Annotated in this window: 20 protein-coding genes; 6 read left to right on the top strand and 14 right to left on the bottom strand. The window is 65.6% G+C overall.

The genetic code is table 11. From position 1 onward, the window contains the following. Window positions 1-101 precede the first annotated feature (101 nt). The 8 genes from U8330_RS04340 to U8330_RS04375 form a co-directional block, all read right to left on the bottom strand. Window positions 102-1,247, bottom strand: coding sequence for a glycosyltransferase family protein (locus U8330_RS04340; protein WP_323103905.1), 1,146 nt, complete (start codon window positions 1,245-1,247; stop codon window positions 102-104). After that, window positions 1,244-2,488 (bottom strand): glycosyltransferase family 4 protein, encoded by a 1,245-nt coding sequence (locus U8330_RS04345; protein ID WP_323103906.1) that lies wholly within the window; start codon window positions 2,486-2,488, stop codon window positions 1,244-1,246. The genes U8330_RS04340 and U8330_RS04345 overlap by 4 nt, the downstream gene beginning before the upstream one ends. Before the next feature lie 5 nt (window positions 2,489-2,493). Continuing rightward, window positions 2,494-3,702 carry a glycosyltransferase family protein gene (locus tag U8330_RS04350; protein WP_323103908.1) on the bottom strand — a complete coding sequence of 403 codons (1,209 nt, stop codon included), beginning with the start codon at window positions 3,700-3,702 and terminating at the stop codon, window positions 2,494-2,496. A 69-nt stretch (window positions 3,703-3,771) separates the two neighbouring features. Further along, window positions 3,772-4,947, bottom strand: a complete 1,176-nt coding sequence (locus U8330_RS04355; protein ID WP_323103910.1) for an ABC transporter permease — start codon at window positions 4,945-4,947, stop codon at window positions 3,772-3,774. Beyond that, entirely contained in the window at window positions 4,944-5,942 is a 999-nt protein-coding gene (locus tag U8330_RS04360; protein ID WP_323103911.1) for an ABC transporter permease, read from the bottom strand. Before U8330_RS04360 ends, U8330_RS04355 begins: the two co-directional genes overlap by 4 nt. A gap of 3 nt (window positions 5,943-5,945) precedes the next feature. Continuing rightward, complete coding sequence (locus U8330_RS04365; RefSeq protein WP_323103912.1) at window positions 5,946-7,868, bottom strand: ABC transporter substrate-binding protein; 1,923 nt, start codon at window positions 7,866-7,868, stop codon at window positions 5,946-5,948. Continuing rightward, window positions 7,865-9,811, bottom strand: coding sequence for an ABC transporter ATP-binding protein (locus tag U8330_RS04370; protein ID WP_323103913.1), 1,947 nt, complete (start codon window positions 9,809-9,811; stop codon window positions 7,865-7,867). The genes U8330_RS04365 and U8330_RS04370 overlap by 4 nt, the downstream gene beginning before the upstream one ends. A gap of 195 nt (window positions 9,812-10,006) precedes the next feature. Then, window positions 10,007-11,365: an adenylate/guanylate cyclase domain-containing protein gene (locus U8330_RS04375; RefSeq protein ID WP_323103914.1), complete on the bottom strand. Its 1,359-nt coding sequence runs from the start codon at window positions 11,363-11,365 to the stop codon at window positions 10,007-10,009. 351 nt (window positions 11,366-11,716) lie between these two features. On the opposite strand from U8330_RS04375, the gene U8330_RS04380 reads away from it, so the two are divergent. Further along, the gene (locus U8330_RS04380; RefSeq protein WP_323107163.1) at window positions 11,717-13,027 is read left to right on the top strand and encodes a nucleotide sugar dehydrogenase; all 1,311 of its coding nucleotides are present in this window, start codon (window positions 11,717-11,719) and stop codon (window positions 13,025-13,027) included. Here the strand turns inward: U8330_RS04380 and U8330_RS04385 are convergent. Beyond that, entirely contained in the window at window positions 13,017-14,183 is a 1,167-nt protein-coding gene (locus U8330_RS04385) for a DUF3095 domain-containing protein (protein WP_323103915.1), read from the bottom strand. The genes U8330_RS04380 and U8330_RS04385 overlap by 11 nt on opposite strands. Window positions 14,184-14,330: 147 nt before the next feature. Here U8330_RS04385 and U8330_RS04390 point away from each other — a divergent pair, with 147 nt between their 5' ends. Beyond that, window positions 14,331-14,813 (top strand): class I SAM-dependent methyltransferase, encoded by a 483-nt coding sequence (locus U8330_RS04390; protein WP_323103916.1) that lies wholly within the window; start codon window positions 14,331-14,333, stop codon window positions 14,811-14,813. Window positions 14,814-14,829: 16 nt separating this feature from the next. On the opposite strand, the gene U8330_RS04395 is transcribed toward U8330_RS04390, so the two are convergent. Beyond that, window positions 14,830-15,717, bottom strand: coding sequence for an FkbM family methyltransferase (locus U8330_RS04395; protein WP_323103917.1), 888 nt, complete (start codon window positions 15,715-15,717; stop codon window positions 14,830-14,832). Window positions 15,718-16,040: 323 nt separating this feature from the next. Between U8330_RS04395 and U8330_RS04400 the strand changes: the two genes are divergently transcribed. Continuing rightward, window positions 16,041-16,436, top strand: a complete 396-nt coding sequence (locus tag U8330_RS04400) for a response regulator (RefSeq protein WP_323103919.1) — start codon at window positions 16,041-16,043, stop codon at window positions 16,434-16,436. Window positions 16,437-16,479: 43 nt separating this feature from the next. On the opposite strand, the gene U8330_RS04405 is transcribed toward U8330_RS04400, so the two are convergent. Continuing rightward, window positions 16,480-18,375, bottom strand: coding sequence for a sensor histidine kinase (locus U8330_RS04405; RefSeq protein WP_323103920.1), 1,896 nt, complete (start codon window positions 18,373-18,375; stop codon window positions 16,480-16,482). Window positions 18,376-18,610: 235 nt separating this feature from the next. On the opposite strand from U8330_RS04405, the gene U8330_RS04410 reads away from it, so the two are divergent. Then, the gene (locus U8330_RS04410; protein ID WP_323103921.1) at window positions 18,611-18,760 is read left to right on the top strand and encodes a hypothetical protein; all 150 of its coding nucleotides are present in this window, start codon (window positions 18,611-18,613) and stop codon (window positions 18,758-18,760) included. Between the two features lie 75 nt (window positions 18,761-18,835). Here U8330_RS04410 and U8330_RS04415 read toward each other — a convergent pair whose 3' ends face one another. After that, a complete protein-coding gene (locus U8330_RS04415; protein WP_323103922.1) occupies window positions 18,836-20,011 on the bottom strand; it encodes an aminotransferase in 1,176 nt (391 codons plus the stop codon). A 233-nt stretch (window positions 20,012-20,244) separates the two neighbouring features. On the opposite strand from U8330_RS04415, the gene U8330_RS04420 reads away from it, so the two are divergent. Together U8330_RS04420 and U8330_RS04425 are read left to right on the top strand one after the other, a co-directional pair. Then, window positions 20,245-20,784: a DUF3833 family protein gene (locus tag U8330_RS04420; protein WP_323103923.1), complete on the top strand. Its 540-nt coding sequence runs from the start codon at window positions 20,245-20,247 to the stop codon at window positions 20,782-20,784. Between the two features lie 55 nt (window positions 20,785-20,839). Beyond that, window positions 20,840-21,400: an NADPH-dependent FMN reductase gene (locus U8330_RS04425; protein WP_323103924.1), complete on the top strand. Its 561-nt coding sequence runs from the start codon at window positions 20,840-20,842 to the stop codon at window positions 21,398-21,400. Window positions 21,401-21,464: 64 nt separating this feature from the next. Here U8330_RS04425 and U8330_RS04430 read toward each other — a convergent pair whose 3' ends face one another. Continuing rightward, the gene (locus U8330_RS04430) at window positions 21,465-23,027 is read right to left on the bottom strand and encodes a VOC family protein (RefSeq protein ID WP_323103926.1); all 1,563 of its coding nucleotides are present in this window, start codon (window positions 23,025-23,027) and stop codon (window positions 21,465-21,467) included. After that, window positions 23,027-23,896 carry an SDR family NAD(P)-dependent oxidoreductase gene (locus U8330_RS04435; RefSeq protein WP_323103927.1) on the bottom strand — a complete coding sequence of 290 codons (870 nt, stop codon included), beginning with the start codon at window positions 23,894-23,896 and terminating at the stop codon, window positions 23,027-23,029. Before U8330_RS04435 ends, U8330_RS04430 begins: the two co-directional genes overlap by 1 nt. Window positions 23,897-23,924: the final 28 nt, after the last annotated feature.

Here is a 23,924-nt window from a genome sequence, read left to right on the forward strand (position 1 = left end):
CACAGGCGAAACTCTGTCTCCTCCGTCCGGACAACTTAATGCAGCACTGACGCGATTGCCACCCAGCGTTTACATTCGCTAACGAAGCTACGGGCGGTGTGTCAGATCAGCGACGCCAGGATCGTTGCCGTGTTGTCGGCACCTTCCAGATCGAGCGCGAGCAGGTTTCTGTCCGGCGGCGGCGCGGCCAGCGCCTGGCGCATCGCTTCGGCCAGCCGCGCGGGGGTCAGGTCGGCCTCCGGGATCGCCGTCAGCAGGCCGAGCCGGTCCAGCCGGTCTGCGCGCGCGGCCTGTTCGGTTTCCCCGCCCGTGGTGAACGGCACGACGATCGAGCGGCAGCCGGCGCGCAGAATGTCGCACAGCGTGTTGTAGCCGGCCTGCGAGACCGAAAGCGCGGCAGCCTGCAGGAGGCTCGAGAAATCGGGGCGGAAACGGGTGACCGAGAGATGGGCCGGCGCCTTCTGCTGCAGCGCCTGGAAATCCGCCTCCGCGAGGTTCGGCCCGGTGATCAGCAGCCACCGGCCTTTGGCCTCCACCTGCGCCGCCGCTTCAACCGCGCAGGCCAGCATCTGCCGCCCGACGGCGCCGCCGCCGGCGGAGATCACCACGTCGAAGGTCTCGCTTGGTGCCGGCGGAGCGGGTGGGGCGACAAGGCCGGTATAGATCACCTTGTCCGCGATCCGCTCGGCAAAGGGAAAGGTCTCTTCCAGCCGCACGAAGCTCGGATCGCCATGCACCAGCACCCGGTCGAAATAGGCCTCGACATAGTCGAGTGTTTCCACGTCGCGCTCCGGCTTTGGGCGCTTCTGCAGGATGTCGCGGATCGAGGCGAAGATCATCGGCCGCTCCGGCAGGGCGCGTGCCGCATCGAGGAACGGCAGCAGCTCGAAGCGCATCTGCCGCCGGCCGAAGGGAAAGGCCTCGGTCAGGATCGCCTGCGGGCGGATGTCATGGAGAATGGAAAGCAGGCGGTCGCGGCGCATCGCCTTGAAGGCATCATCCACCGGCTCGCCATTGATGTCGGCAAGCTTGGAGAACCCCTCATCGGCCGAGACCACCGGCGGCAGCGCCACATGCCTGACGCCTTCACCGGGAAAGCCTTCGACCGGCTTGCCGCCGGTGACGACGGTGACATCGAAGCCACGGCGGGACAGGGCATGGGCGATGCGGCTCGCCCGCGTCAGATGGCCGATGCCGAGCAGATGCTGGACATAGAAGAGGACGCGCTTGTCTGCGGTCTGGCTCATGCAAGGCTCCGCCATTCGGTGTCGAAGAGGATGCTCAATTGGTCGATCGAGCGGTGGTGGTCGAAGTCGCGCCGCACCCGTAGCTCCGCGGCATCGCCGAGCCGTTTGCGCAGCGCCGGATCGCGGATCGCGCGTTCCAGTGCCGCGGCTAGCGCGGCCGGGTCTTCGGCAGGCACGAGCAGGCCGTTCTCACCGTCGCTCACCAGCTCCGGCACGCCGGAAATAGTGGTGGAGATGGGCATCAGCCGCTGGCTCGCCGCCTCGACGATGACATTGGGCAGCCCGTCGCGATCTCCATCCGCGCCGATGCGGCAGGCGAGCGCGAAGAGATCGGCGCGGCGATAATGCTCCAGAACCGCTTCCTGGGCGAGAGAGCCGTTCCAGCTGATCCTCTCGGCAAGTCCCAGCCGCTCGGCTTGCGCCTTCAAAGCCTTGGCGAGCGTGCCGCCACCGATATGGACCAGGCGCCAATGAAGCGTGGTGGGAAGGCGAGCCAGCGCCTCCAGCAGAACATCGTAGCCCTTTTTCTCGACGGCGCGGCCGACGCTGAGAATGACGACGGGATCGGCAGGATCCAGCCCGTCGCGTGCCGGCCGTTCGCCGCTGAAGGGTGCGAAGCGGGAGAGGTCGAGCCCGTGATAGCTCAGGTGGACGCGGCCGGGCTCGGCCGAGAGGCTGCGCAGGTGCTGGAAGCCGGTCTCGGTGCAGGTCACCGTCCAACGGCTCTCGGCCAGCTTGTCGGCCAGTTCCCAGTCCTTGGACGTCCAGATGTCCTTGGCATGCGCCGAGCAGGTGAAAGGAATGCCGGTCAGCAGGCTGGCATAGCGGGCGACGGAGGCGGGCGTGTGAATGAAATGGGCATGCAGCCAGGCGCCGCCGGCCGGCCATTCCGCCGCCAGAACCGCCGCCTGGCCGAAACGGCGCAGGCGATTGCGCGAAATATCGCGCTTGAAATCGCGGGTGAAGGCACGCCAGGCGGGTTTGAAGCCGGGTCGCCGCCAGGCTCGAGCGAGCGCGCGCAGAACCCGCAACGGTGCATGGTGCAGATATTCCGGCAGATAATGCACCGGCGCGCGGATCTCGTCATGGATCGGATGGCGCTTCGTGTCGGTCGGAAAGCGCATGGAGATCAGCGACAGATCGAAGCCTGCCCGCTCGAGCCCCAGCAATTCCTGGGCGATGAAGGTTTCCGACAGGCGCGGATAGCCCTTCAGCACCACGACGATCTTGCGGCGATCCATGCCGGTCACGCCTTCACGATCGAAAGATGCTCGTGGCTGCGCCGATCCAGCATGTCGCCGACGAGGCGGGAAATATTGGCGAGGCCCTCAAGCCGCATATTGCCGCCGCATTGCGAGGGTCTGCGGCGGGAAGGCAGCGCATGCAGCGCGGCGGCGAGCCGCTTCGGGTCGCCGGCCTCATCCGGCAGCAGCATGTCGACAAGCCCCAGCTCGGAGGCGCGGCGGGCGCGGATCAGCTGCTCCTCGCGCGGCACGACGCGCGGCACGATCAGCGCCGGCTTGTCGAAGGAGAGGATCTCGCAATAGGTGTTGTAGCCACCCATGGCGACGACGCCGCTGGCGCCGGCAATCAGCTCTTCCATGCGGTTGTCGAAGTCGATCACTTCGAGATGCCCGGTGCTGTTGCATTTTTCCAGGAGCTCGTGACGCTGGCGGGCCGGCATGTAGGGGCCGAGCACGACGAGGCCTGGATGGTTGAGCGTCGGATCGGCGCGGTAGGCGTCGACGACGTTGTCCACCAGATCGGCACCATCGCCGCCGCCGCCGGTGGTGATCAGCAGGTAGTCGCCCTTCGGCTTGTGTTCGGAACTGACATCGAGCGAGACGCTGCGCTGCAGGAAGCCCAGGAACTCCATGCGCGCCCGCACCTGCGCCGGCACGTCGATGCCGGTCAGGGGATCGTAGAAGTCCGGCGGGCCATAGACCCAGATGGAATCGTAGAACTGGCCGATCTTGCGCATCACGTCGTTGCGCTGCCACTCGGCTTCGAGCAGATGCGGCGCGTCCATGACCTCGCGCAGGCCAAGAACGGTCGTCGTGCCCTGGCTGCGCAGATAAGCGAGCGTTTCCTCCACCTCGCCGCGCAGGCCCATCGGCTCCTTGTCGACGATGAAGAGGTCCGGCTGGAAGGTTTCGGCCGTGTGGCGGATGATCGAGCGGCGCATCTTCAGCGTTTCCTGAAGATCGATATGCGCGTCCATCGACGTATACTCGCCGTTGCGCAGCTTGATGACGCTGGGGATCTTCACGAAGTCCACCCGCGCCCGATAATCGAAGGCGCCGGCGATGGTGGCGCCCGAGATGATCAGCACATGCAGGCCCCGGTAATCCTCGACCAGCGAATGGGCGATGGTGCGGCAGCGGCGCAAATGTCCGAGGCCAAACGTGTCATGGCTGTACATGAGCACGCGGGCATTCTCGATCCGGCGGCTCATCACATGGCCTCTCCCGACACGTCCGACCCGAAAACAGTTCCAACTTGCGGCCGCCTCAAGGCATCCACCTCATTTGTAAGGGTCGGCGGCATCTCGCAATCCATCGCCCAGGAAATTGAAGGCAAGGATGACCAAGATCACCGGAATGGTCGGGTAGAGCAGCCAGGGATAGAATGCAATGGTGCTTACGCTTCGCGCTTCTGTAAGCAGGATACCCCAGCTGGTGATCGGCGGGCGTAAGCCGAGGCCGAGAAACGACAGGGCGGTTTCGCCGAGGATCATGCCGGGGATCGACATGGTGGCGGTGGCGATCAGATGCGACATGAAGCCGGGCACGAGATGCCGGCCGATGATGCGGCTGGTGCGTGCACCCATCAGCTGCGCCGCCAGCACATAATCCTCCTCGCGCAGCGCCAGCAGCTTGGAGCGCACCGCACGGGCGAGCCCGGTCCAGTCGAGCAGGCCGAGGATGAGCGTGATGCCGACATAGATCAGCAGCGGGCTCCAGGTGACCGGCATGATGGCGGCGAGCGCCATCCACAGGGGAATGCTCGGGATCGACTGCAGGACTTCGATGACGCGCTGCACGACGAGATCGAAGATGCCGCCCTTGTAGCCGGCCAGGCCGCCGATGACGATGCCGAGCAGGAAGCTGACGGAGACGCCGAGCAGGCCGATGGTGAGCGAGATGCGCGCGCCGTAGAGGATGCGCGACAGCACGTCACGCCCCAGCCGGTCGCTGCCGAGCAGGAAGAGTTCGCCCCCCTCGGCCGGGCAGACCAGGTGAAGGCGCGCCTCGACAAGGCCCCAGAAGCGATAGGGATCGCCCGAACAGAAGAAGCGCAGCTTCTCCACCCGGTTCGGATCGTCCGTATAGACGCGCCGCAGCGTGTCCATGTCGAGCGTCATCGACCGGCCGTAGACGAAGGGACCGACGAAGCTGCCCTTGTCGAACAGATGGATGCGTTGCGGCGGAGCGTGGATGTAGTCCACATTGCGCGTATGCAGATTGTAGGGCGCCAGGAATTCGACGACCACGATCATCGCATAGGCGGCGGCCAGGAAGATCAGCGAGATCAGCGCCAGCCGGTGGCGCTTGAACTTCCACCACATCAGGCGAAGCTGCGAGGCCTCGTAGACGGCGGCCTGCTTCTCGCTCATCGCCTCCACCGACATGGGGTCGAAGGGCGCGGTGGAGACATAATGCGGCAGCGGTGCGCCGGCCGGGGGGAGGGACAGCGTCACTTGCGCGCGCCTCCCTGCAGGCGGATACGCGGATCGAGCAGCGCCAGCGCAATATCGGAAACGAGCACGCCGATGACCGTGAGGAAGGCGAGGAACATCAGGAACGAGCCGGCGAGATACATGTCCTGGCTCTGCAGCGCCTTGATCAGCATGGGGCCCGTGGTCTCCAGCGAGAGGACGATGGCGGTGATTTCCGCGCCGGAGATGATGGCGGGCAGGATGGAGCCGATGTCGGAGATGAAGAAGTTGAGCGCCATGCGCAGCGGATATTTGACCAGCGCCCGGAAGGGATGGAGCCCCTTGGCCCGTGCCGTCACCACATATTGCTTCTGCAGCTCGTCGAGCAGGTTGGCCCTCAGCCGCCGGATCATGCCGGCCGTTCCCGCCGTGCCGATGATGATGACCGGGATCCACAGATGCTCGAGGATGGAAGTGAACTTCTCCCAGCTCATCGGCTGGGAGAGATATTTCTGGTCCATCAGGTGGCCGATCGAGGTGCCGAACCAGATGTTGGCGAAATACATCAGGATCAGCGCGAAGAGGAAGTTCGGGATTGCGATGCCGAGCAGGCCGAGAAAGGTCAGTCCGTAATCCCCCCAGCTATATTGATGGGTGGCTGAATAGATGCCGATCGGGAAGGCGATCAGCCAGGTGAAGAGAATGGTGACGAAGGAGACCAGAACCGTCAGCCACAATCGGTCGCCGACCACGTCGGAGACCGGCAGCTGATATTCGAAGGAATAGCCGAAGTCGCCATGCAGCATGCCGGCGACCCAGTGGAAATAGCGCAGGAGCGGCGGGCGGTCGAAGCCGTATTCGGCCTTGAGCGCCTCGATCTCGGCCATGTCGACCCCTTCGCCCTGCGCCCGCAGCTCCGAGACATAGCTCTCGAAATAATCGCCGGGCGGCAGCTCGATGATCGTGAAGACCAGGGCCGAGATGATGATGAGCGTCGGGATCATGGCGCCGATGCGCCAGAGAATGTAGCGCAGCATGGGTCAGCTCACCTTGTCGCCGTACCAGAACGTATCCGGCAGGTAGACCCCGAGATAGCAGGTGGGTTCGAAGCCATAGAGGCCCTCATCGGGCACATTGTTGAGCTTCGAGGAATGCAGGATCGGCTGCAGGGTGGAATTGACCATGCCGATCGAGAAGACCTGGTCGGTGTAGAGCGCCAGCATCTCGTGCCAGATGCGGGTGCGCTCGGCGATGGCGCCGGACGTCTTCCACTCCTTCAGCAGATCCACCAGCCGCTGCGCTTCGGGCAGTTCCGGCGGATGGCCGAGCTGGCCGAGTGAGAGGTAGTGCATGCCCCAGACCGGCCATTGCAGCTGGCTGTCGGTGCTCGGCGCCAGCTGGCCCGGGTTCATGTCCGCGGTCGGCACGCCATTGTCGAGGCCGAGCCACATGGACATCATGATCTCGCCGCCCATGGTGCGGTTGCGGAACACCTCGCGCTGCGAGGTCTTGATGAACAGCGGAATGCCGATCTTCGCCCAATGGTCGGTGATGAGTTCCAGCACGTCCGTTTCAAGCGTGCTCTCGCCGGCCGTCTCGACCACGATGCGCGCCACGCGTCCGTCCGGCAGCAGGCGCATGTCGTCGCTGTCGCGTTCCGTCAGGCCCAGTTCGTCGAGCAGGCGGTTTGCCTGGTCAGGGTCGAAGGCGGACCAGGCGGCGGCATAGTCCGGCTTGAAGAGCTGGCTTTCGGGCAGCACCGTGTCGGCGCTCTCGCGGCCAAGGCCGTAGAAGGCCACCATGTTGATCTCGCGCCGGTTGATCGCCAGCGACAGCGCACGGCGGAAACGGACGTCGCGCAGCAGCTTGACCCAGACGGGATCGGCATAATTCAGGTTGGGCAGCAGCGAGACGCGGGATCCCTGCGTCCGCTTCCACAGCGAAACCTTGACCGGGTAGCGCTTCTCGGAATCCTTCAGGAAGGCATAGTCGATGAAATCGACGCCATGCGACTGCAGGTCGGCTTCGCCGGCGCCGGTCTTGGCGGCGATGATCGAGGAGGAGGAGACGTTGAGCACGTAACGGTCGACGTAGGGCAGCTGCATGCCGCGCTCGTCGACGCGATGGAAATAGGGGTTGCGATCGAAGACGAACTGGTCGGCCGGCAGCGGCGTCGTGTTGCGCCAGGGATCGAGCGTCGGCAGGTCCGGATTCTCCGGTCGGTACTGGCGCGACATCTTGATGTGCAGATCCGCCCATTTCTTGGCGCGGTTCTTCTTCATCAGCGCCTTCAGCGCATCCCCCTCCTGATACTTCTTGTGGAACTGCTTCATATAGGCAGCCGGAAGCAGAAGGATCAGCGGAGAGGCGGCGGCGAGATTGGGCAGGAAGTCCGGGTTCGGCGCATCCCAGGAATAGCGCACCGTCCGTTCATCGATCACCTCGAAGCGCGGCGGCTTGCCGTCGGCCAGCAGTTCGCGCTGCACGCCGCCCTTGCGCAGGTCGTCGTTGAGAACGACATCTTCCCAGGTATAGCGGAAGTCTTCCGAGGTCAGCGGACTGCCGTCGGACCAGCGATGCCCCTCGCGGATGACGAAGGTGAAGATGCGGTCGCCTTCGACATCGCAGCGCTCGAGAATGTCGGGTGTGAAGGTCAGCTCCGGCGTGTACCCGACCAGGCGGGCATAGCCGTTGATGAACATCAGCCGGATGTCCTTCTGGCTGCCGATGATCATCCGCACCGTTCCGCCATAGGTGCCGGGCGTGCGGCCCATGGCGGACAGGTTGATGACGCGCGGCGTCTTCGGCAGGCGCTCGGCCATGGGCGGCAGCGTGCCGGCCTTGATCTGTTCGAGCAGCATTCCCGACTCCTCCGCCCCCGCTGCGCGGCCGGGCCGGGGCAGGAGAGCAGGGGACAGGGCGGCGGCGCCGAGAAGCGCCAGCGTGGTGCGGCGCGTGATCATGGCTGCAGCTCCCGGATATCGGCATTGCGGTTGGCAAGAACCCAGTGGCCATCGGCGATATTGGCAGGCGCCAACGTTGCCGGGTCGCCGTCACCGGGCAGGAACGCACCGTTCCAGCGCGTCTTATCGGCGGCGCCACCGGCCCGAAGCGCCGCGAAGTCGAGCGGCCGGTCGAGATCGGGGAAGGGGACGGCGGCCAGCAGGGCCTTGGTATAGGGATGAACCGGCGCGCGCATCAGGCTTTCGCGCGGCGCAAGCTCGACGATCCGCCCCGCGCACATGACGGCGATCCGGTCGGCCATGTAATCGACGACGGCGAGGTTGTGGGAAATGAACAGATAGGTCAGCCCGAGCTCGGCCTGCAGATCCTTCAGCAGGTTGAGGATCTGCGCCTGGACCGAGACGTCGAGCGCTGAGACCGGCTCGTCGCAGATCAGGAGGTCGGGACCGAGTGCCAGTGCCCGCGCAATGCCGATACGCTGGCGTTGGCCGCCGGAAAAGGAGTGCGGGTAGCGGTTCAGGTGCTGGGCGTTGAGGCCGATCGCCTTCAACAGCGCCTTGACCTTCAGCTTGCGCATGGCCGGGTCGCCGCGGTCGTGGATCTCCAGCGGCTCGCTCAGAATGTTCTGAACGGTCATGCGCGGCGAAAGCGAGGAGACCGGATCCTGGAACACCATCTGCATGCGGGTGCGCAGATCGTCGAGCGTCTTGCCCTTGGCGTGCAGAACATCGATCGGCCCGGCCGTGCTGTTGAGCATCACCGAGCCGCTGTCGGGCGTGACCGCCCGCATCAGGATCTTGCTGACGGTGGTCTTGCCGCAGCCGCTTTCGCCGACAAGGCCCAGACACTCACCGCGGCGAATGTCGAAGCTGACATCGTCCACTGCCTTGTGCAGGCTCGCCTCGCCCTTCCGCCACCAGCCGCCCTTGCGGGAGGAGAAGGTCTTGCCGATGTGGCGGACGGAGAGAATGACATCCGAAGCCGGATCGGGCAGTCCATCGGCGGCAAGGCGCTGCGGCGGGCGCGGCGCGGCCGGCACAGGCTTGTCCTTGCGCTTGGATACCAGCGTCTCGACATCGACCGGCACATCCCGCAGCGCCTTCAGCCGCTGCCCCGGCTTCATGTCGAAATGCGGCACCGCCTTCATCAGGCCCTTGAGATAGGGATGGCTCGGCCTGCGGAAGATCGCCTCGACCGGACCCGCTTCCATGATCTCGCCGTGATAGACCACCACCACCTCGTCGGCCATGTTGGCGACGACGCCGAGATCGTGGGTGATAAGCAGCATCGCCATGTTGAAGCGCGACTGCAGGTCCTTCAACAGCTGCAGGATCTGCGCCTGAATGGTGACGTCGAGCGCCGTGGTCGGCTCGTCGGCAATCAGCAGCGAGGGATTGCACACCAGCGCCATGGCGATCATGGCGCGCTGGCGCATGCCGCCCGAAAGCTCGAACGGATACATGTCGTAGGCGCGCTTGGGGTTCGGGAAACCGACAAGACCCAGCATCTCCTCGGTGCGGGCGCGGCGCTCGTCCTTGGTCATGTCGCGGTGGATCTTCAAGGATTCGCTGATCTGGTTGCCGACCGTGTGCAGGGCCGAGAGCGAGGTCATCGGCTCCTGGAAGATCATGCCGATCCGGTTGCCGCGGACCTCCCGCATCTGCGCGCCTTCCGGCTGAAGCGCTGCCAGATCGAGCGGTCCATTCTTCAACTTCGGATCGTTGAACAGGATGCGGCCGGAGGATTGGGCGGTCTTCGGCAGAATGCCCATGACCGCCTGGCTGATCACCGATTTGCCGGAGCCGGATTCGCCGACAAGCGCCGTCACCTTGCCGGGCAAGACACGCAGGCTCGCACCACGCACGGCCTCGATCCGTCCACCGAAGATCGAGAACGAAACGCTCAGCTCCTCGATCCGCAGCAGGTCAGTGCCTGATGTCATGCCTGCCATTCCCCGTCTACCGGCGCTTCGTAAGCGCCGTCGCAGGCATTTCCGCCCGGTTTTTTGGAAAAGACTATCGTAGCGCGCCAAGCCTGTCCATGACCTGCGTTAGCGAGCGACAACGGTCCGCAGGCTGCACCCTATCGGCCGGATGTATCGGATTTTTGAACTGACCGTCGCGCGGTCAAAAAACCGTTACTGCAACAGTTTGTTCCAGAGGTCGCGGGGGCGCTGGCTGTTGTTGCGGTAGAGCAGCATGACCTGCTCGGCCTCCGAACGTTTCTCGAGCGCCCGGTGGCGCAGCGCTTCGGCATTGCCGAGCTTCAGCTGGGCGGCATGCGGGGTCAGGATCGTCACCTTCTGGCGCACGCCGCGCAGGCGCTCGTCGCCGAGCGTCGTCCATTCGCCGCCGGCATAGGTGGAGAAGGCCTGGCTCGCCACCACCGGTGTGTCGTGCTTCTTCGTCAGCTCCTGCAGACGCTGCACCTCGTTCACCGCGGCGCCGAAGGCGGAAAAGGTCAGTCGGTCGCGCAAGCCGACATTGCCGAACATGACATTGCCGACATGCAGTCCGATGCCGTAGCCGATGGGACCCAGTTGCTTGCCGGCCCGCTCCCCGTTCAGCTCGTCCATGCGGGCCACCGCCTGGCGGACGGCGGCCATTGCCGACATGGCCGCCACCTGAGAGGGCTCGCGGTGCCGCCCGCAGGGGAAGACGGCCAGGAAACCATCGCCCATGAAGCTCAGGATTTCGCCGCCATTGCGGTTGAAGGGCACGGCGATCGCATCGAAGAAGTGGTTGAGCGTGTCGATATAGGCCTGCCGGCCTTCCTTCTCGGCCAGCATGGTCGAATTGCGCATGTCGGCCATGACGAGCATGGCGCGGATCGTCTCGCCGTCGCCGCGGCGGATCTGGCCGGACAGGACGCGCTTGCCGGCATTGCCGCCGAGATAGGTGGTCAGCATATTGTCGGCCAGCTTGCCGAGCACGGCCATCTTGGCCGCGACAGCGAGGCTGCTTTGCACCCGCAGCAGCGCCTCGATCACCTCGTCGCTGAACCCTTCCGGCAGGTCGGTCGCCCAGGAGCCGACCATGCCCTGCCCGGAGGCGCCACCGAAGGGCTGCATGAAGGCGATGTAGTCGGTAATCCCGTCGGCCTTCAGATCCTCGAAGATCGGGAACTCGGCGGGCTGGCTGGGGTCGATCCGGCGGCGCAGATGTTCGAGATTGTTGCTGAGCAGGTAGTAGTACGGGCTGCGCAGGAAACGGTCCGTGTTGCCCTCGCTCTCGTCGGCGCGGAATCCCTCCACCGTCACGCCCTTGCCGCGCAGCCAGGTGAAGCCCAGCGCATCATAGAGCGGATGCAGCATGGCGAAGCTCAAATGCACGCGCGCCAAAGGCAGGCCGGACGCCGCCAGGCGTTCGCAAAAACCGGTGACGATGGTCTCCAGTGGCTCGTCGCTCAAGGCGGCCTGTTTCAGCCAGAGCGAGACGCGGTCCAGCAAGTGCGAGGAGACGCGGCTTCCCGCGGCCGGAAGAGATGGATGTTTCATGATCTGCGCCCTTGTTGCCCCGCCTCCCGGCTCCGGAGGGTGCGCCCTGCCCGGGCGCCGGCTCCGGCACGTTGCGCGACAGCGCGGCCGCGGCGCAACGTCACGACGATATAGGATGGCGCCGGAAGGGAAACCAGAATTGAACGCAAGAAAAGATGAGGGCCCATTCTACCGCACCTGTCGCAATGCTCGGCCCGCTTGACAGAGCCGCGCCAAGCTCGCATCAGCCGAAGGAAAGCGGTTTTTGACGAGAGGCGCGCAGCGCCGCCGCCCGACCATGCGAGGCTCGCTGTGACCCGGACCAAACCATCTTCTTCCCCTGCTGTCGCCGGCGAAAGCCATGCCGCGCTGATGGCGGCGATCGCCGAGCGAAGCGCCCGGGTGGGCGTCATCGGGCTCGGCTATGTCGGCCTGCCGCTCGCCATCACAGTCGCACGCAGCGGCTTTTCCGTGCTGGGTTTCGACATCGATCCCGCCAAGATCGAAGCGGTGGCGGCCGGGACTTCCTATATCGAGGCAGTCGGCGATGCTGAGCTCGTCGGCGAGCGCGATGCCGGACGGTTTGCCGCCACCTGCGATTTCAACCGGCTCGGCGAGGTGGAGATCATCGTCATCTGCGTGCCGACGCCATTGACCAAGCATCGGGATCCGGACCTCACCTATATCGTCCGCACCTGCCGCGAGATCGTCACCCGGCTGAAGCCCGGCCGGCTCGTGGTGCTGGAATCGACCACCTATCCCGGCACGACGCATGAGGTGATGCGGCCGATCCTGGAGGAGGGCGGGCTGGTTTCAGGGCGCGATCTCTTCCTGGCCTTTTCGCCGGAACGCGAGGACCCGGGCAACCGCGATTTCCGCACCGCCAGCATCCCGAAGATCGTCGCCGGCGAGGATGAGGCGGCCGGCGCGGCCGCGGCTGCCTTCTATGGGGCCGTCGTCGAACGGGTGGTGCCAGTCTCCTCCACCGCCACGGCCGAGGCGGTGAAGCTGACCGAAAATGTCTTCCGCGCCGTCAACATCGCCCTCGTCAACGAGCTGAAGGTGGTGTTCGACGCGATGGGCATCGATGTCTGGGAGGTGATCGACGCTGCCAAGACCAAGCCGTTCGGCTACATGCCCTTCTATCCCGGCCCCGGGCTCGGCGGTCACTGCATCCCGATCGACCCTTTCTACCTCACCTGGAAGTCGCGCGAGTTCGAGCTGCCGACCCGTTTCATCGAGCTGGCAGGGGAGATCAACTCGGCCATGCCGCGCCACGTGGTGGCCCGGCTCGCCGAAGCACTGGATATCCATTGCGGCAAGGCGCTGAGCCGGTCGCGCATCCTCGTGGTCGGCCTCGCCTACAAGAAGAACGTGCCGGATATCCGCGAAAGCCCGTCCTTGAAGCTCATCGAGCTGATCGAGGAGCGGGGTGGGCAGGCCAGTTTCCACGACCCGCATGTGCCGGAAATCCCGCGCACCCGGGAATATATGGCGCTCAAAGGCCGGCGCTCGGTGCCGCTGACGGTGGAGATGCTGGCTGGCTTCGATGCCGTGCTGATCGCCACCGACCATGACGATGTCGATTATGCCGTGCTCGCCCACGCCGTGCCGCTGGTGCTGGACACACGCAATGCCATGGCCCGGCGCGCCATCACCGGCGGCTTGATCGTCAAGGCGTGAGCGCGGCAGGCCGCTCGGCTTTCAACAGGCTGGCGGCACGGGCATAGCCGCCATCCGCACCGTCGATGAAGTGCATGTGGTCCCGGGCAAGCGCTGTCGGCACGATACAGGTCATCAGCGCCGCATCCTGCACATGCAGGCCGTAGCGGCAGATGCCCGCTTCCGCCGCGGCCTCCAGCCGGGCCTCGATTGCGGCGCGCCGGGCGGCGTCGACATCAATCGTCATCTTCAGCCCGTCGTCGAATTTGCGGAAATCGGAATTGTTGGCGATATCCTGCCGGTAGCGGCGCGGATCGAAGCGGCCAAGCGTCGTCTGCGTGGCGGAGAGAAGGATGGTGAGCCCCGCCTGCAGATAGGCGCTCGCCCGCTGCCGGATGCGCTTGCCCTGCGGCGCGATCCGCCCCTCGATGTTCAGCCCCTTGACGGACAGGGTCATCGGCGGCCCGTCGACCGGAATCGGATGGCCACCGCGATCCTCCTGTGCAGCCAGCGCGATGATGTCGCCGATCAAAGCCTGGAAGGCCTGAGGGTCCACGCCCGCGACCGGCACGGCGATGATGGAGACGACGGCGCCATGGCGCGCCTGGATCGGGCTCCAGCGGCAGGAAAGACCGGTCAGGTCGGGCGTGGTGCCCTGTGCGGCGCGCGGAACCCGGTAGAGGCCGGCCTTCATCTGGGCCTCCGCCCAGGCGCCGCCGCCGCCGGTGAACATGGCGTAGGAGACCTCGCTGCTGGCGCGGAACCGGGCGATGCGCACATCGAACCCTGCCTCCCGCACATCGGCAACGGGAATGAGGGCCGCGCGCAGATCAAGGCCGAGCGTGGCCTCGACATGGGTCTGCACGGCCGCCAGCGCCGCGCGCGCTGCGGCAAGGCCGGAGGGCGGCAAGGCCAGCATGGCGCCGTCGCCGGAAAAGACGAAGGGGATCTCGTAATCGCCGACCGCATTCAAGACCGCCGAAATGACGCTCGCGCCGGCCATGTTGACCGATTTGTAGCGCCCCTCGGCAATCGCCCCGGTCGAATCCACGATATCGGCCGTGGCGAGCCACCAGTCCTGCGGTAGCGCACGGTAGTTTTCCGCTTCCGCAACGCCCTCGAAGGCGGTGAAGAGCGGCAGCGTGCGGAAGAACGGATCGGAGCTTGGAGCCGGCATGGTTTGAGCTTTAGCACGAACCGTTCGGCCCGGCGATCCGTCAGGCGCAGCGGACACGCATGTTTGAGAAAGGGCCGCTGTTCGCACCGGCACCGGCGCGCTAGATGGAGGGATGTTTCGTTCTTACTTCAGGAAACGCCGACCCTCATGAGCCGCCTCGACAGCTTCATCGCCCGCGTCCTCGCCCAGCGCATCATTCTCGACCATGTGCGCGAGGATCTCGACATTCCGGTTGAAGGAGCCGTGCTGGAAGTCGGGCTTGGCAATGGCCGCACCTACGACCATCTGCGCGAAACATTCACCGGACGCCGGATCATTGCCTTCGATCGCGCGGTCGGCTCGCATCCGGCCTCCACCCCGGCGCCGGAGGACCTTGTGCTGGGCGAGATCGCCGAAACCCTGCCGCGCTTTGCCGGCTCTGCCGCGGCCTTCGCCCATGCCGATATCGGCACGGCCTACAGGGACGTCGACGAGCGGACCAAGAGCTGGCTGCCGGGTGCGCTCGCCGCGGCCCTTGCATCCGGCGGCATCGCCGCAAGCGGCCTGCCGCTCGACCACCCCGAGCTCAAGCCGCTGCCGGTGCCGGACGGCGTCGATCCCGACCGCTATTTCCTTTACCGGCGCACATAAGCGGGCACTGCCCGCCTCAGGGCAGCAGGAGCAGGTCGAACTGCGGCAGGTCGAGCGGCAGCTCGCTCACCCGCATCGGCTCCAGCCGGTCCTCGTGAAACAGGATGCAGCGCTCATAGGCGCGGGCGAGTGTGGCCGCAAAGCTGCGGGTGCCCTCAACGCCGTAGAAGACCGGCGAGAATTCGAGATAGAAGGGGGTGCGTCGGTCGAGCAGCGGCTGCATGGCGCGCACGGCCACCGGCTCATAGCCCTCGATGTCCATCCAGATCAGATCGATCTCCTGCGGCGCGATCGCGAGATCGGCGAGGATGGCGCCGACCGGGCGCACCGGCACCGTGATGCGCGTCTGCCGGTCGGGCTTGATGCCCTGGGCGGAGGCCGGCAGGGCGCTGCTCTTGCCATGGTTGTCGCGGTGCTGGAAGAAGTCGATCGTCCCTTCGCTCTCGCCCGCCGCGCAGCGTACGGGCAGGATCCGGCCGGTAAGCCCGTTATCGACAATATTGCGCTCCAGGAGGTCGGCATTGCGCGGATCCGGCTCGATGCTGACGACGCGCTTGAAGTGGCCGCTCAACGCGAAATAAAGGCTCTGCGTGCCGATATTGGCGCCGATCTCGAGCAGCGTTCCTTCGGTCGGCAGCAGGCCTTCCCTGGCCAGCACGGCGATCAGGCGGTCGACATGGTCGCGCTCGAACTGGCCCTTCCGGTAGATCTTGCGGCCGATATAATCGTGCGGCGAGAAGGTCATGACATGGTCGCCGCAATCGGCGGTCATGCTCAGCACCTTGGGGCTGATGCACTGGACCAGCAATTCGCGGCCATAGCGCGTGGCGAAGAAGCGCCGCGCCAGGCGGTTGCGCAGCTTGCGCCGTTCCCGGCGCCATCGGGTCAGAAGCGGCGTCACCAAGCCTTCGTCCTCTTCATGCGGGTTGTTCGCCTTACATCATAGGCAAAGCCAAAAAGACAGGCTTGCGAAAAATCCGCCTTAACCAAATCGCGGCGAACAGCAGCGAATTCCTGAGCATTTGCGCATCTGGCGACAGAATGTTCATTTCTCTGCGGAACCATTTCATAGGGCTGGCGTTGCGACGGACCTTCCTCTCATCCGATTGCCGACGGCGAGCGGGGTGAGAGACGGGAAAGAGGGGTCAGTGGGCTTGCCGCAGATAGGTTTGAAAGCGCTTTCCGGCATCGTGCTGGCAAGGCTCCTGAAAAGTCGGACGTTTGGTGATGAGTTGTAGAATTATGGTGGTGGAAGACGAGATCTTCGTGGCCACCGAGATCGAATACATCGTTGAAGAGCTTGGCCACCAGCCGGTCGGCATCGCCGCCGACACCGCGTCGGCCTTCACCCTTGCCCCCCATGCCGACATCGCCCTTGTCGATCTGAACCTGAAGGATGGCGCGACCGGCCGCGAGATCGGCCGCCGGCTCGCTGCCCAGCACGGCCTCACCGTCCTCTACATGACCGCCAACCCCTCCCAGCTCGGCGACGGCGTTCCCGGCACGCTGGGCGTGCTTCCGAAGCCGGTTGCCGAAGACGAGCTGAAGGACGCCGTCCGCTTCACCGTCGCCCACCGCATGACCCAAGACGGCATCGCCCCCCGGCGCCTGCGGACGTTCTAAGGCGGCGCGCGCCGAGACACGCGATCTTCCAGCTTTCAAACGGTTACACCTGCACCCCCGGCCGCCCCAAACGGCCGCTGCGGGCGAGGGCGGCGAGGGGGAGGCGGATGTCGGCGCGCAGGCCGTCCGGTTCCCAGCTCTTGGCGATGGTGCCGCCGAGCTGGCCTTCGGTGCTGATCGAGATCAGCCGCGAGCCGAAGCCTTCCTTCAACGGAGCTGCGACCAGGGCCTCAGGCGCCTCTTCCTTCCAGACGAGATGATAGACATCCTGGTCGATTCGCCCGATCAGCCGCACATGGCCGCCTGCTCCCGACAGCGCGCCATATTTGGCGGCATTGGTGCCGAATTCGTGGAGGATGAGAGCCAGCGGGGTGGCGGCGGAATCGGCGATCGGCGCATTGTCGCCCTCCATCCGGATCGCGTCCGAGCCGTGTTCGCCCGTATAGGGTTCGAGCAGCCGCTGGGCGAGGCCGAAGAAGGTCGTCTCGCCGGTGCTCTGGCGTGACGCGTCGCTGTGCGGGCGGATGAAATCATGGGCCCGGCCCATGGCATCGATCCGCCGGCGCAATTCGTCGGCAAAGGCGCGCGCCGCCGGCTGGGCGCGGGCGGACAGGCTGATGATGCCGCTCAAAACCGAGAAGATGTTCTTGATCCGGTGGCTGAGCTCATGGGCCACGACCTCCCGCTCGGCCTGCACCATCTTCGCATCGTGGATATCGGTGCAGGTGCCATACCAGCGGACGATCGCGCCGTTTGCATCGCGGATCGGCAGAGCGCGGCCGAGAACCCAGCGATAGGTGCCGCTGTGATGGCGCAGCCGATACTCGATCTGGTAGGGTTCACCGGTCGAAAGGCTCGCGCGCCAGGCCGCCCAGGCCCGCTCCTGGTCTTCCGGATGAAACATGCCGTTCCAGGCCTCGCCGTCGGTGGAGCCGGACGGCATGCCGGTGAACTCGTACCAGCGGGCATTGTAGTAATCATGGAAGCCGTCCGGTCGGGTAGACCAGACCATTTGCGGCATGGCGTCGGCCAGCGTTCGGAAGCCGGCCTCCGCACGCGCATGGGCCTCGCCCGCCTCCTTCTGCACGGTGATGTCCACCGCAACGCCCGGAAAGCGCACGCAGCGCCCGTCAACCAGCAGCGGCCGTCCCTCGGCCAGCACCCAGCGCACGGACCCGTCCGGCTGGATCAGCCGGTATTCCTGGGAAAAGGCATCGCCGGTGCGCATGGCATGGTCCATGGCTTCGGCGAGCGGCTCACCGTCATCGGGATGGACGGCGGCGATGAAGGCGGCAATCGGCGCGCCCTCTGCGGCTGCCCCCGGATCGACGCCGTAAAGCGACGCGAACTTTTCGTCGGAAAACACCTTGTCGGAAAGCACGTCCCAGTCCCAGGTGCCGACGATGCCCGAGGCCTGCAGCGCCAGCGCCAGCTTCTCGCGGTTGCGGGCCAGCGCCGCTTCCGCCTTCACCACCGTCGTCACCTCCACCACCACGGCGAAGACGGCCAGAACCTCGCCGGTCTGCGCAGCAACGGGGCTGTAATCGAGATCGAACCAGACATCCTCCGGCGCACCATTGCGATGCAGGACCATCGGCTGACGGGTAAAGGAGCGCGTTTCGCCGGAAAGAACGGCGGTGATCACCGCATCGTTGAAGTCGGCAACCTCCGGCCAGGCGCGGGCGACCGGCTGCCCGTAGCAGCCAGGGTGCCGGCCGCCGGCAATGGCGGCATAGCCGTCATTGTAGACGAGCACGCCGTCCCTTCCGCAAAGCAGCACCATCGGTACCGGCGAAGCCAGAATCATGCGCGCGGTGGCTTTGAGCGTTTCCGGCCAGGCGTCGTAAGGGCCGAGTGTCGTCTCCTCCCACCGCGTCGTCACGAGCAGATCCGCCGCACGCGCGGAGAGAGGAGCTGGGCTGTCGATGCTGGGCGTCATGGGTGATGAAGATCCTCGCGCGAAGAGGCGCAGGGCCAATTATATAGACCATCGACGGGCAAAGTCAGTCTTTCACGACCAAATCCGCATGCGAAAAACGGCGCGAACGGATTTTTCTTTACCCCCGGAAACGAAGAAAAATGTTCTCTAGTAAATCACTGGGAAATAAAGAATCCTGCAGCGGAACTGGCGGCCACAACGTCCGTTGATACGAACCGATGGAGGAGATCCGCTGATGAAGACCGTCACCTTTTCCACGCCTGCCCCTCTCCATGCCGCCGACCGCAAGACACTGTCAAGCGTGACCCTGCCGGCCTGTGCCCGCGTCGTGGCCCTGGTCTCCGCCTTCGGCTTCGTTGCCGCCTGCGTCTGCGGCGCGATCTGAGGCGAAAGCCCGGCGTCGAGAGCGTCCATGGCGATCACCGGATCGCCGAACCGATCCCGTTTCGGCGCGAGACCCTTAAATGCCCGGCAGTTCGAAGCGACCCAGCCGCTCGGTCAGGAGGCCGATCGTCGCGCTGTCGGCATTGGCAAAGGCCAGGCGGAGATAGGGCTCCTGCGCCTCTCCGAAGAATTCGCCCGGAAGCGACACGACGCCCGCCAGCGCGGCGAGCTTCCCGGCAACGAACTCGGCACTGATATCCGGATAGGGATGGCGGACATAGGCGAAATAGGCGCCCATGGCCTTGATGTCCCACGCGGCAAGGCTCGAGAAGGCTTTCCTCAGCGCGTCCGCGCGCTTAACGATCTCGCGGCGATTGGCGTTGCGCCAGTCGGCGAGCGCCGGGATCGCCTTGGCGACAGCGATCTGCGCCGGGCGCGGTGCGCAGATCTGCAGATTGTCCATGACCTTCGCCACCTGCTGGATCAATGGAACGCCACCGGTAATCGCACCCAGCCGATGGCCGGGAATGCAGTAGGATTTCGAGAAGCTGTAGAGGCTGACGAGAAAGTTTTGCCAGTTCTCCTCGGCGAAGAGATCGTGCGGCGCGCTTTCGTCGGCCAGGAAGTCGCGATAGGTCTCGTCGAGGATCAGCCAGATGCCCTTGTCCCGGCAGAGCGCGCCGATTTCGGTAAGCAGCGCCTTGGGATAGACCGCGCCGGTCGGGTTGTTCGGCGAAACCAGGGCCAGCGCGCGGACATCGCGATGCAAGGAGGCCGCGATCGCCTCGACGTCGGGCAGGAAGCCGGCCGCCGCGTCGCAGGGCACAAGCTCCGTCTCGATGCCGAGCATGGCGAGCGAGGTTTCGTGGTTGAAATAATGCGGGTTGGTCAGGAGCACGGTCTGGCCGGGTGCTACCAGGGCCAGAACGGTCGCGATGAAGGCCTGGTTGCAGCCGGCGGTGATGTGAATGTTGCGGCTGGAGAGCGGCGCAGCGTAGAGCGCCGACACATGCTCGGCATAGGCCTTGCGCAAGGCCGGTTCGCCCTCGATCGGCCCATAGCCGGCAAAGCGTGGCGAACCCGCCGCTTCGGAAAGCCAGCCGAGCAGGTCGGCATGCGGCGGATAGCCGGGGGCAGCCTGGCTGAGGTCGATCAGCGGTCCTTCGCCACCCTCGTACATCTTGGCCCAGGCCGCGACAGCCGGAATCGGCGGCGGTGTGAGGGCGGAGACGAGGGGGCTGAATTTCGGCATGGTCACTCCTTTGGCCGACGCATCGCCAGCCGGGTTCGACCTTGGAGTAGCCTTGCCGCGCGTCATTTTCCAGCCCCTCCGGCAGACCCGTCGTCGGCCATGCCGCTGAAAACAGGCATGTCAGAGGCAGGCCGCACAGGCGCGTGACCCGCGCCCCACCCGAACGAACGGACAAGGCTTCAAACCAGCGCTCACCCTGCTGCGTAACAAGGATCTCACACAGGGAGATCGTCATGAACAGAAACGCTTCCGCAGTCCTTGGCCTTGCCCTCTCGCTGGCGCTTGCCGCGCCTGCGGCCGCGGCGTCTGGCACCGCGCGCCCACCTGTCAAACCTTATGAAAAGACCGTGATGGAGCGGTATTTTGCCGGCACGTCGACCGCCAGCGGCACGTTCCGCGCCATCAATGGCCTGCGCCGCGATCTCGACATCCGCCTGCGCGGGACGGTCCGTCCGGATGGTCTGACCTTGAGGGAAGATATTCGCTACAAGGATGGCCAGTCCGAACGCAAGACCTGGCGCTTCACCCGCACGGGCCCAACCACCTATCGCGGCACGCGGGAAGATGTGATCGGCGACACGACCGTGCATGTGAAGGGCAACACGGCCCGGTTCACCTATCTGGTGGATCTCGATCCAGGCCCGAAACAATCGATCTACCGCTTCTACGACACGCTGGTCTTCGCCCCGGATGGTCGCAGCATGACCAATACGGCTACGGTGTGGAAGGCGATCTTTCCGGTGGCCCGCGTCAAGATCGACTTCCAAAAGTGACCCTGCGCCGTCAGGATGGGGCCGATTGACAACGGCCCGGACGGAAGGAGCGCAGATGGTGACGCTGGTTGGAATTTCGGGGAGCCTGCGCAAGGGCTCCTACAACACGGCGCTGCTGCGCGCCGCTCTCTCGCTTGCGCCGGAGGGCGTCACCTTCCGCGAGGCGACGATTGCCGGCATCCCGCTCTACAATGCCGACGAGGAGCGCAGCGGCGTTCCGGAACCCGTCAGTGAACTACGCGCCGCCATCGCGAACGCGGATGGCGTCATTCTCTTCACGCCGGAATACAACAACGCCATGCCAGGCGTGTTCAAGAACGCGATCGACTGGGCCAGTTCCTCCGGCAGCGGGGGAACCAAGGTGTTTGCCGGCAAGATCTTTGCGCTCGCGGGCGCCTCTCCGGGCCCCTTCGGCACGCTGCTCAGCCAGAATGCCTGGCTTCCCGTCTTCCGCACGCTCGGATCCGATCTCTGGGCCGGAAAGCGGCTGATGCTCCCAAAGGCCGCCGCCGCCTTCGATGCGGATGGGCAGATGATCGACGAGGAGGCCAAGGCCCGCCTCGCCACCTTCGTCGCGGCCTTTGTGGACTATGTGCGGGAGAGGACCAAGGGCTAAGCCCGTTCCCGCATGAGACGGGCAGGCAAAGCCAAGGCGACGACCTGTCCTCGGCTCGCGCACCTCAATCTGCCGGATCCAGCCCTTCAAGCCAGGTCTTGACCGCCGGGGCGTCGCCCGCGGTCAGGAGATGCCCGGCCTTCAGCGTGACGGCAGTCACGGATGCCTTTGCCTGGCGCAAGGCAGTTTCCAGTGCCGGGGCATAGTTGCGATAGGGGTCGGACTGGCCCTGCAGAAGCAGGACATCCGTTCCCGCGAGCGCCGCCTGCGGCACGCTGTCGAGCGGGTTCATGCTGCGCAGCAGGGCTGCCCGGCGGATGAGGCCTGGATGCAGGAAGAGCGTTGCCGCAATCAGGTTCGCACCGTTCGAGTAGCCGATGAAGGTGGTTCGGCCGGGGTCGATGCCATAGGCCTGCTCGGCGCCTTCCAGGAAGGCGACGAAGGCCTCCGATTCGGCGCGGATATCGGCCTGGTCGAAGGTGTAGGGTGTAAGACGGCGGTAGAAGCGGGGGATCCCTTCCTCCAGGCTGCGGCCCCGCAGCGCCAGCAGCAGCGCCTGCTCGTCCACGCGCCGGCCGAGCGGCAGCAGGCTCAGTTCGTTGGCGCCGCTGCCATGCAGCAGCACCAGGGTGCGGCCATCCTCATGCTCGGGCCGGTGCAGGCGGTGAATGAAGGGAAGGTCGCGAGCGACGATTCGCTCCTCGCCCGGCAGGCCGAACTGCGGCAGCACAACGGCTGCATCCTGCCGCTCCGCCTCGCTCTTGCCCGGCAGGAACAGCGTCTGCCCAAGGCGCTCCTCCGGCTCGTCGACGGTGAAGCCCGGCGCGTCGGTCGCGACCTCCAAGAGGGTGCGGCCCGGCTCGCGGACATAGAGGGAGAAGAAATAGCGCCGGTCATGGGCGGGTGTCGGCCCGGCCTTTTCGGCCTGCAGCCGTTCCTTCAAGGCCAGAACCGCTTCGCGCGAGGCTGCGCGGACGGCAATATGGTCGACGGTCCCTGTGCCGGGCGCGGCCTTCCAGAAGCCGGCGGCATCGCGCACGTCGATCGCATCCCCGACCGGGGCAACAAGCCGCCGCACGTTTCCCTCGCGCGCGCCTTCAACAAAACCGAGATGGCGGGTGATGAAGCCCGCTGTTTCCTCCGGCGTCTCGGTGAAGATCGTGGCGGCGCGCAGCCGCTGGATCGCATCCTCGGGCGCGATGTCGGCCACGGCATGGGGCGCCGTCGCGGAAAGGGCCTGCGTGCCGACCAGCTTGACGATGACCCCGTCCGGATCCTTCAGCCGCAGCACCGGCTCGCCGAACTCCTGCGTCGGGCCGGTTGCCTGCACGTGGAAGCGCAGAGCGCGCGTCAGCCAATGGCCGATCGCCTCCGGGCGGATCGCGAAGGCGATCTCGCCAGCCTGGCCTTCCCCGACACGGCCCGGCGCCCCATCCTCCCAGACGAGGAAGGACACGAGCGAGCCGGGGGAGCCGAGCCGGTCTCCGTAGAAGAGATGCAACTGCGCCGAATCCTCGAAGCCGGCGCTGCGCTTGACCAGGCGCAGCCCCAGGAAGCCGGCATAGAAATCGACATTCGCCTGCACCTTGCGGGTGATCAGCGTGAGATGGTGGAGGCCGCCTTGCATCAGCGCGGCTGCCGCGGGCGATCGGCCTGGAGATAGGTCTTGAACGGTTGGGCATAGTCCGGATGCCAGCGGGACAGCGGCGGCCGGTTCTCCACGATATCGCCGGCTGCCCAGAGGATGCGCTTCTCGTCGAGTTCGCGCGGCACGTCATTGTCCGGGCACAGGATGTAGAAATCGCCGCGCTCCAGGCTCGTTAGCATGAAATCCGCAGTCTGTTCCGCCGTCCAGGCGGCCTCCGGCTTTTCGGTCCGGCCGTTCGCGGTCAGCCCGGTATAGACGAAGCCAGGAATGAGCAGATGGGCGGAGATACGGCAGCCGGGGGTCGAGCGCAGCTCATGCTGAAGCGCCTCGGTAAACGCCTTCACGCCGGCCTTGGCGACATTATAGGCCGGGTCGCCGGGCGGCGTGGTGATGCCCTGCTTGGAGCCGGTGTTGATGATGAGGCCGGGCTCGCCATGGGCGATCATGCCGGGTCCGAAGATCCGGCTGCCATTGATCACGCCGCCGAGGTTGACGGCCATGACCCGCTCCCAGTTTTCGAGCGGGCCGAACAGCGCGCTGCCCGGCTGGATGCCGGCATTGTTCATCAGCACGTTCACCTTGCCGAATCGCGCCAGCACATCCTCCTGCAGGCTTTCCAGCGCCTCCATGTCGGACACGTCGCAGGCCGCGGCCATGATGCTGTCCGCGCCGAGCGGGGAAAGAGCAGCAAGCCGGGCGGCGGCTTCGGAGAGACGGTCGCCCGGCTGATCGGCGATGACCAGCTTCAGGCCGAGGCCGGCAAAGCGCTCGGCTGCGGCAAGGCCGATGCCGGAGGCGCCGCCGGTCACAATCGCAACGGCATCGGGGACGAGGGCGGGATGGGTCATAAGGCGGGTCCGGTCTTGTCTGCGGGCA

The organism is Rhizobium sp. CC-YZS058, assembly GCF_034720595.1.
In the GTDB taxonomy this organism is placed as follows: Bacteria; Pseudomonadota; Alphaproteobacteria; order Rhizobiales; family Rhizobiaceae; genus Ferranicluibacter.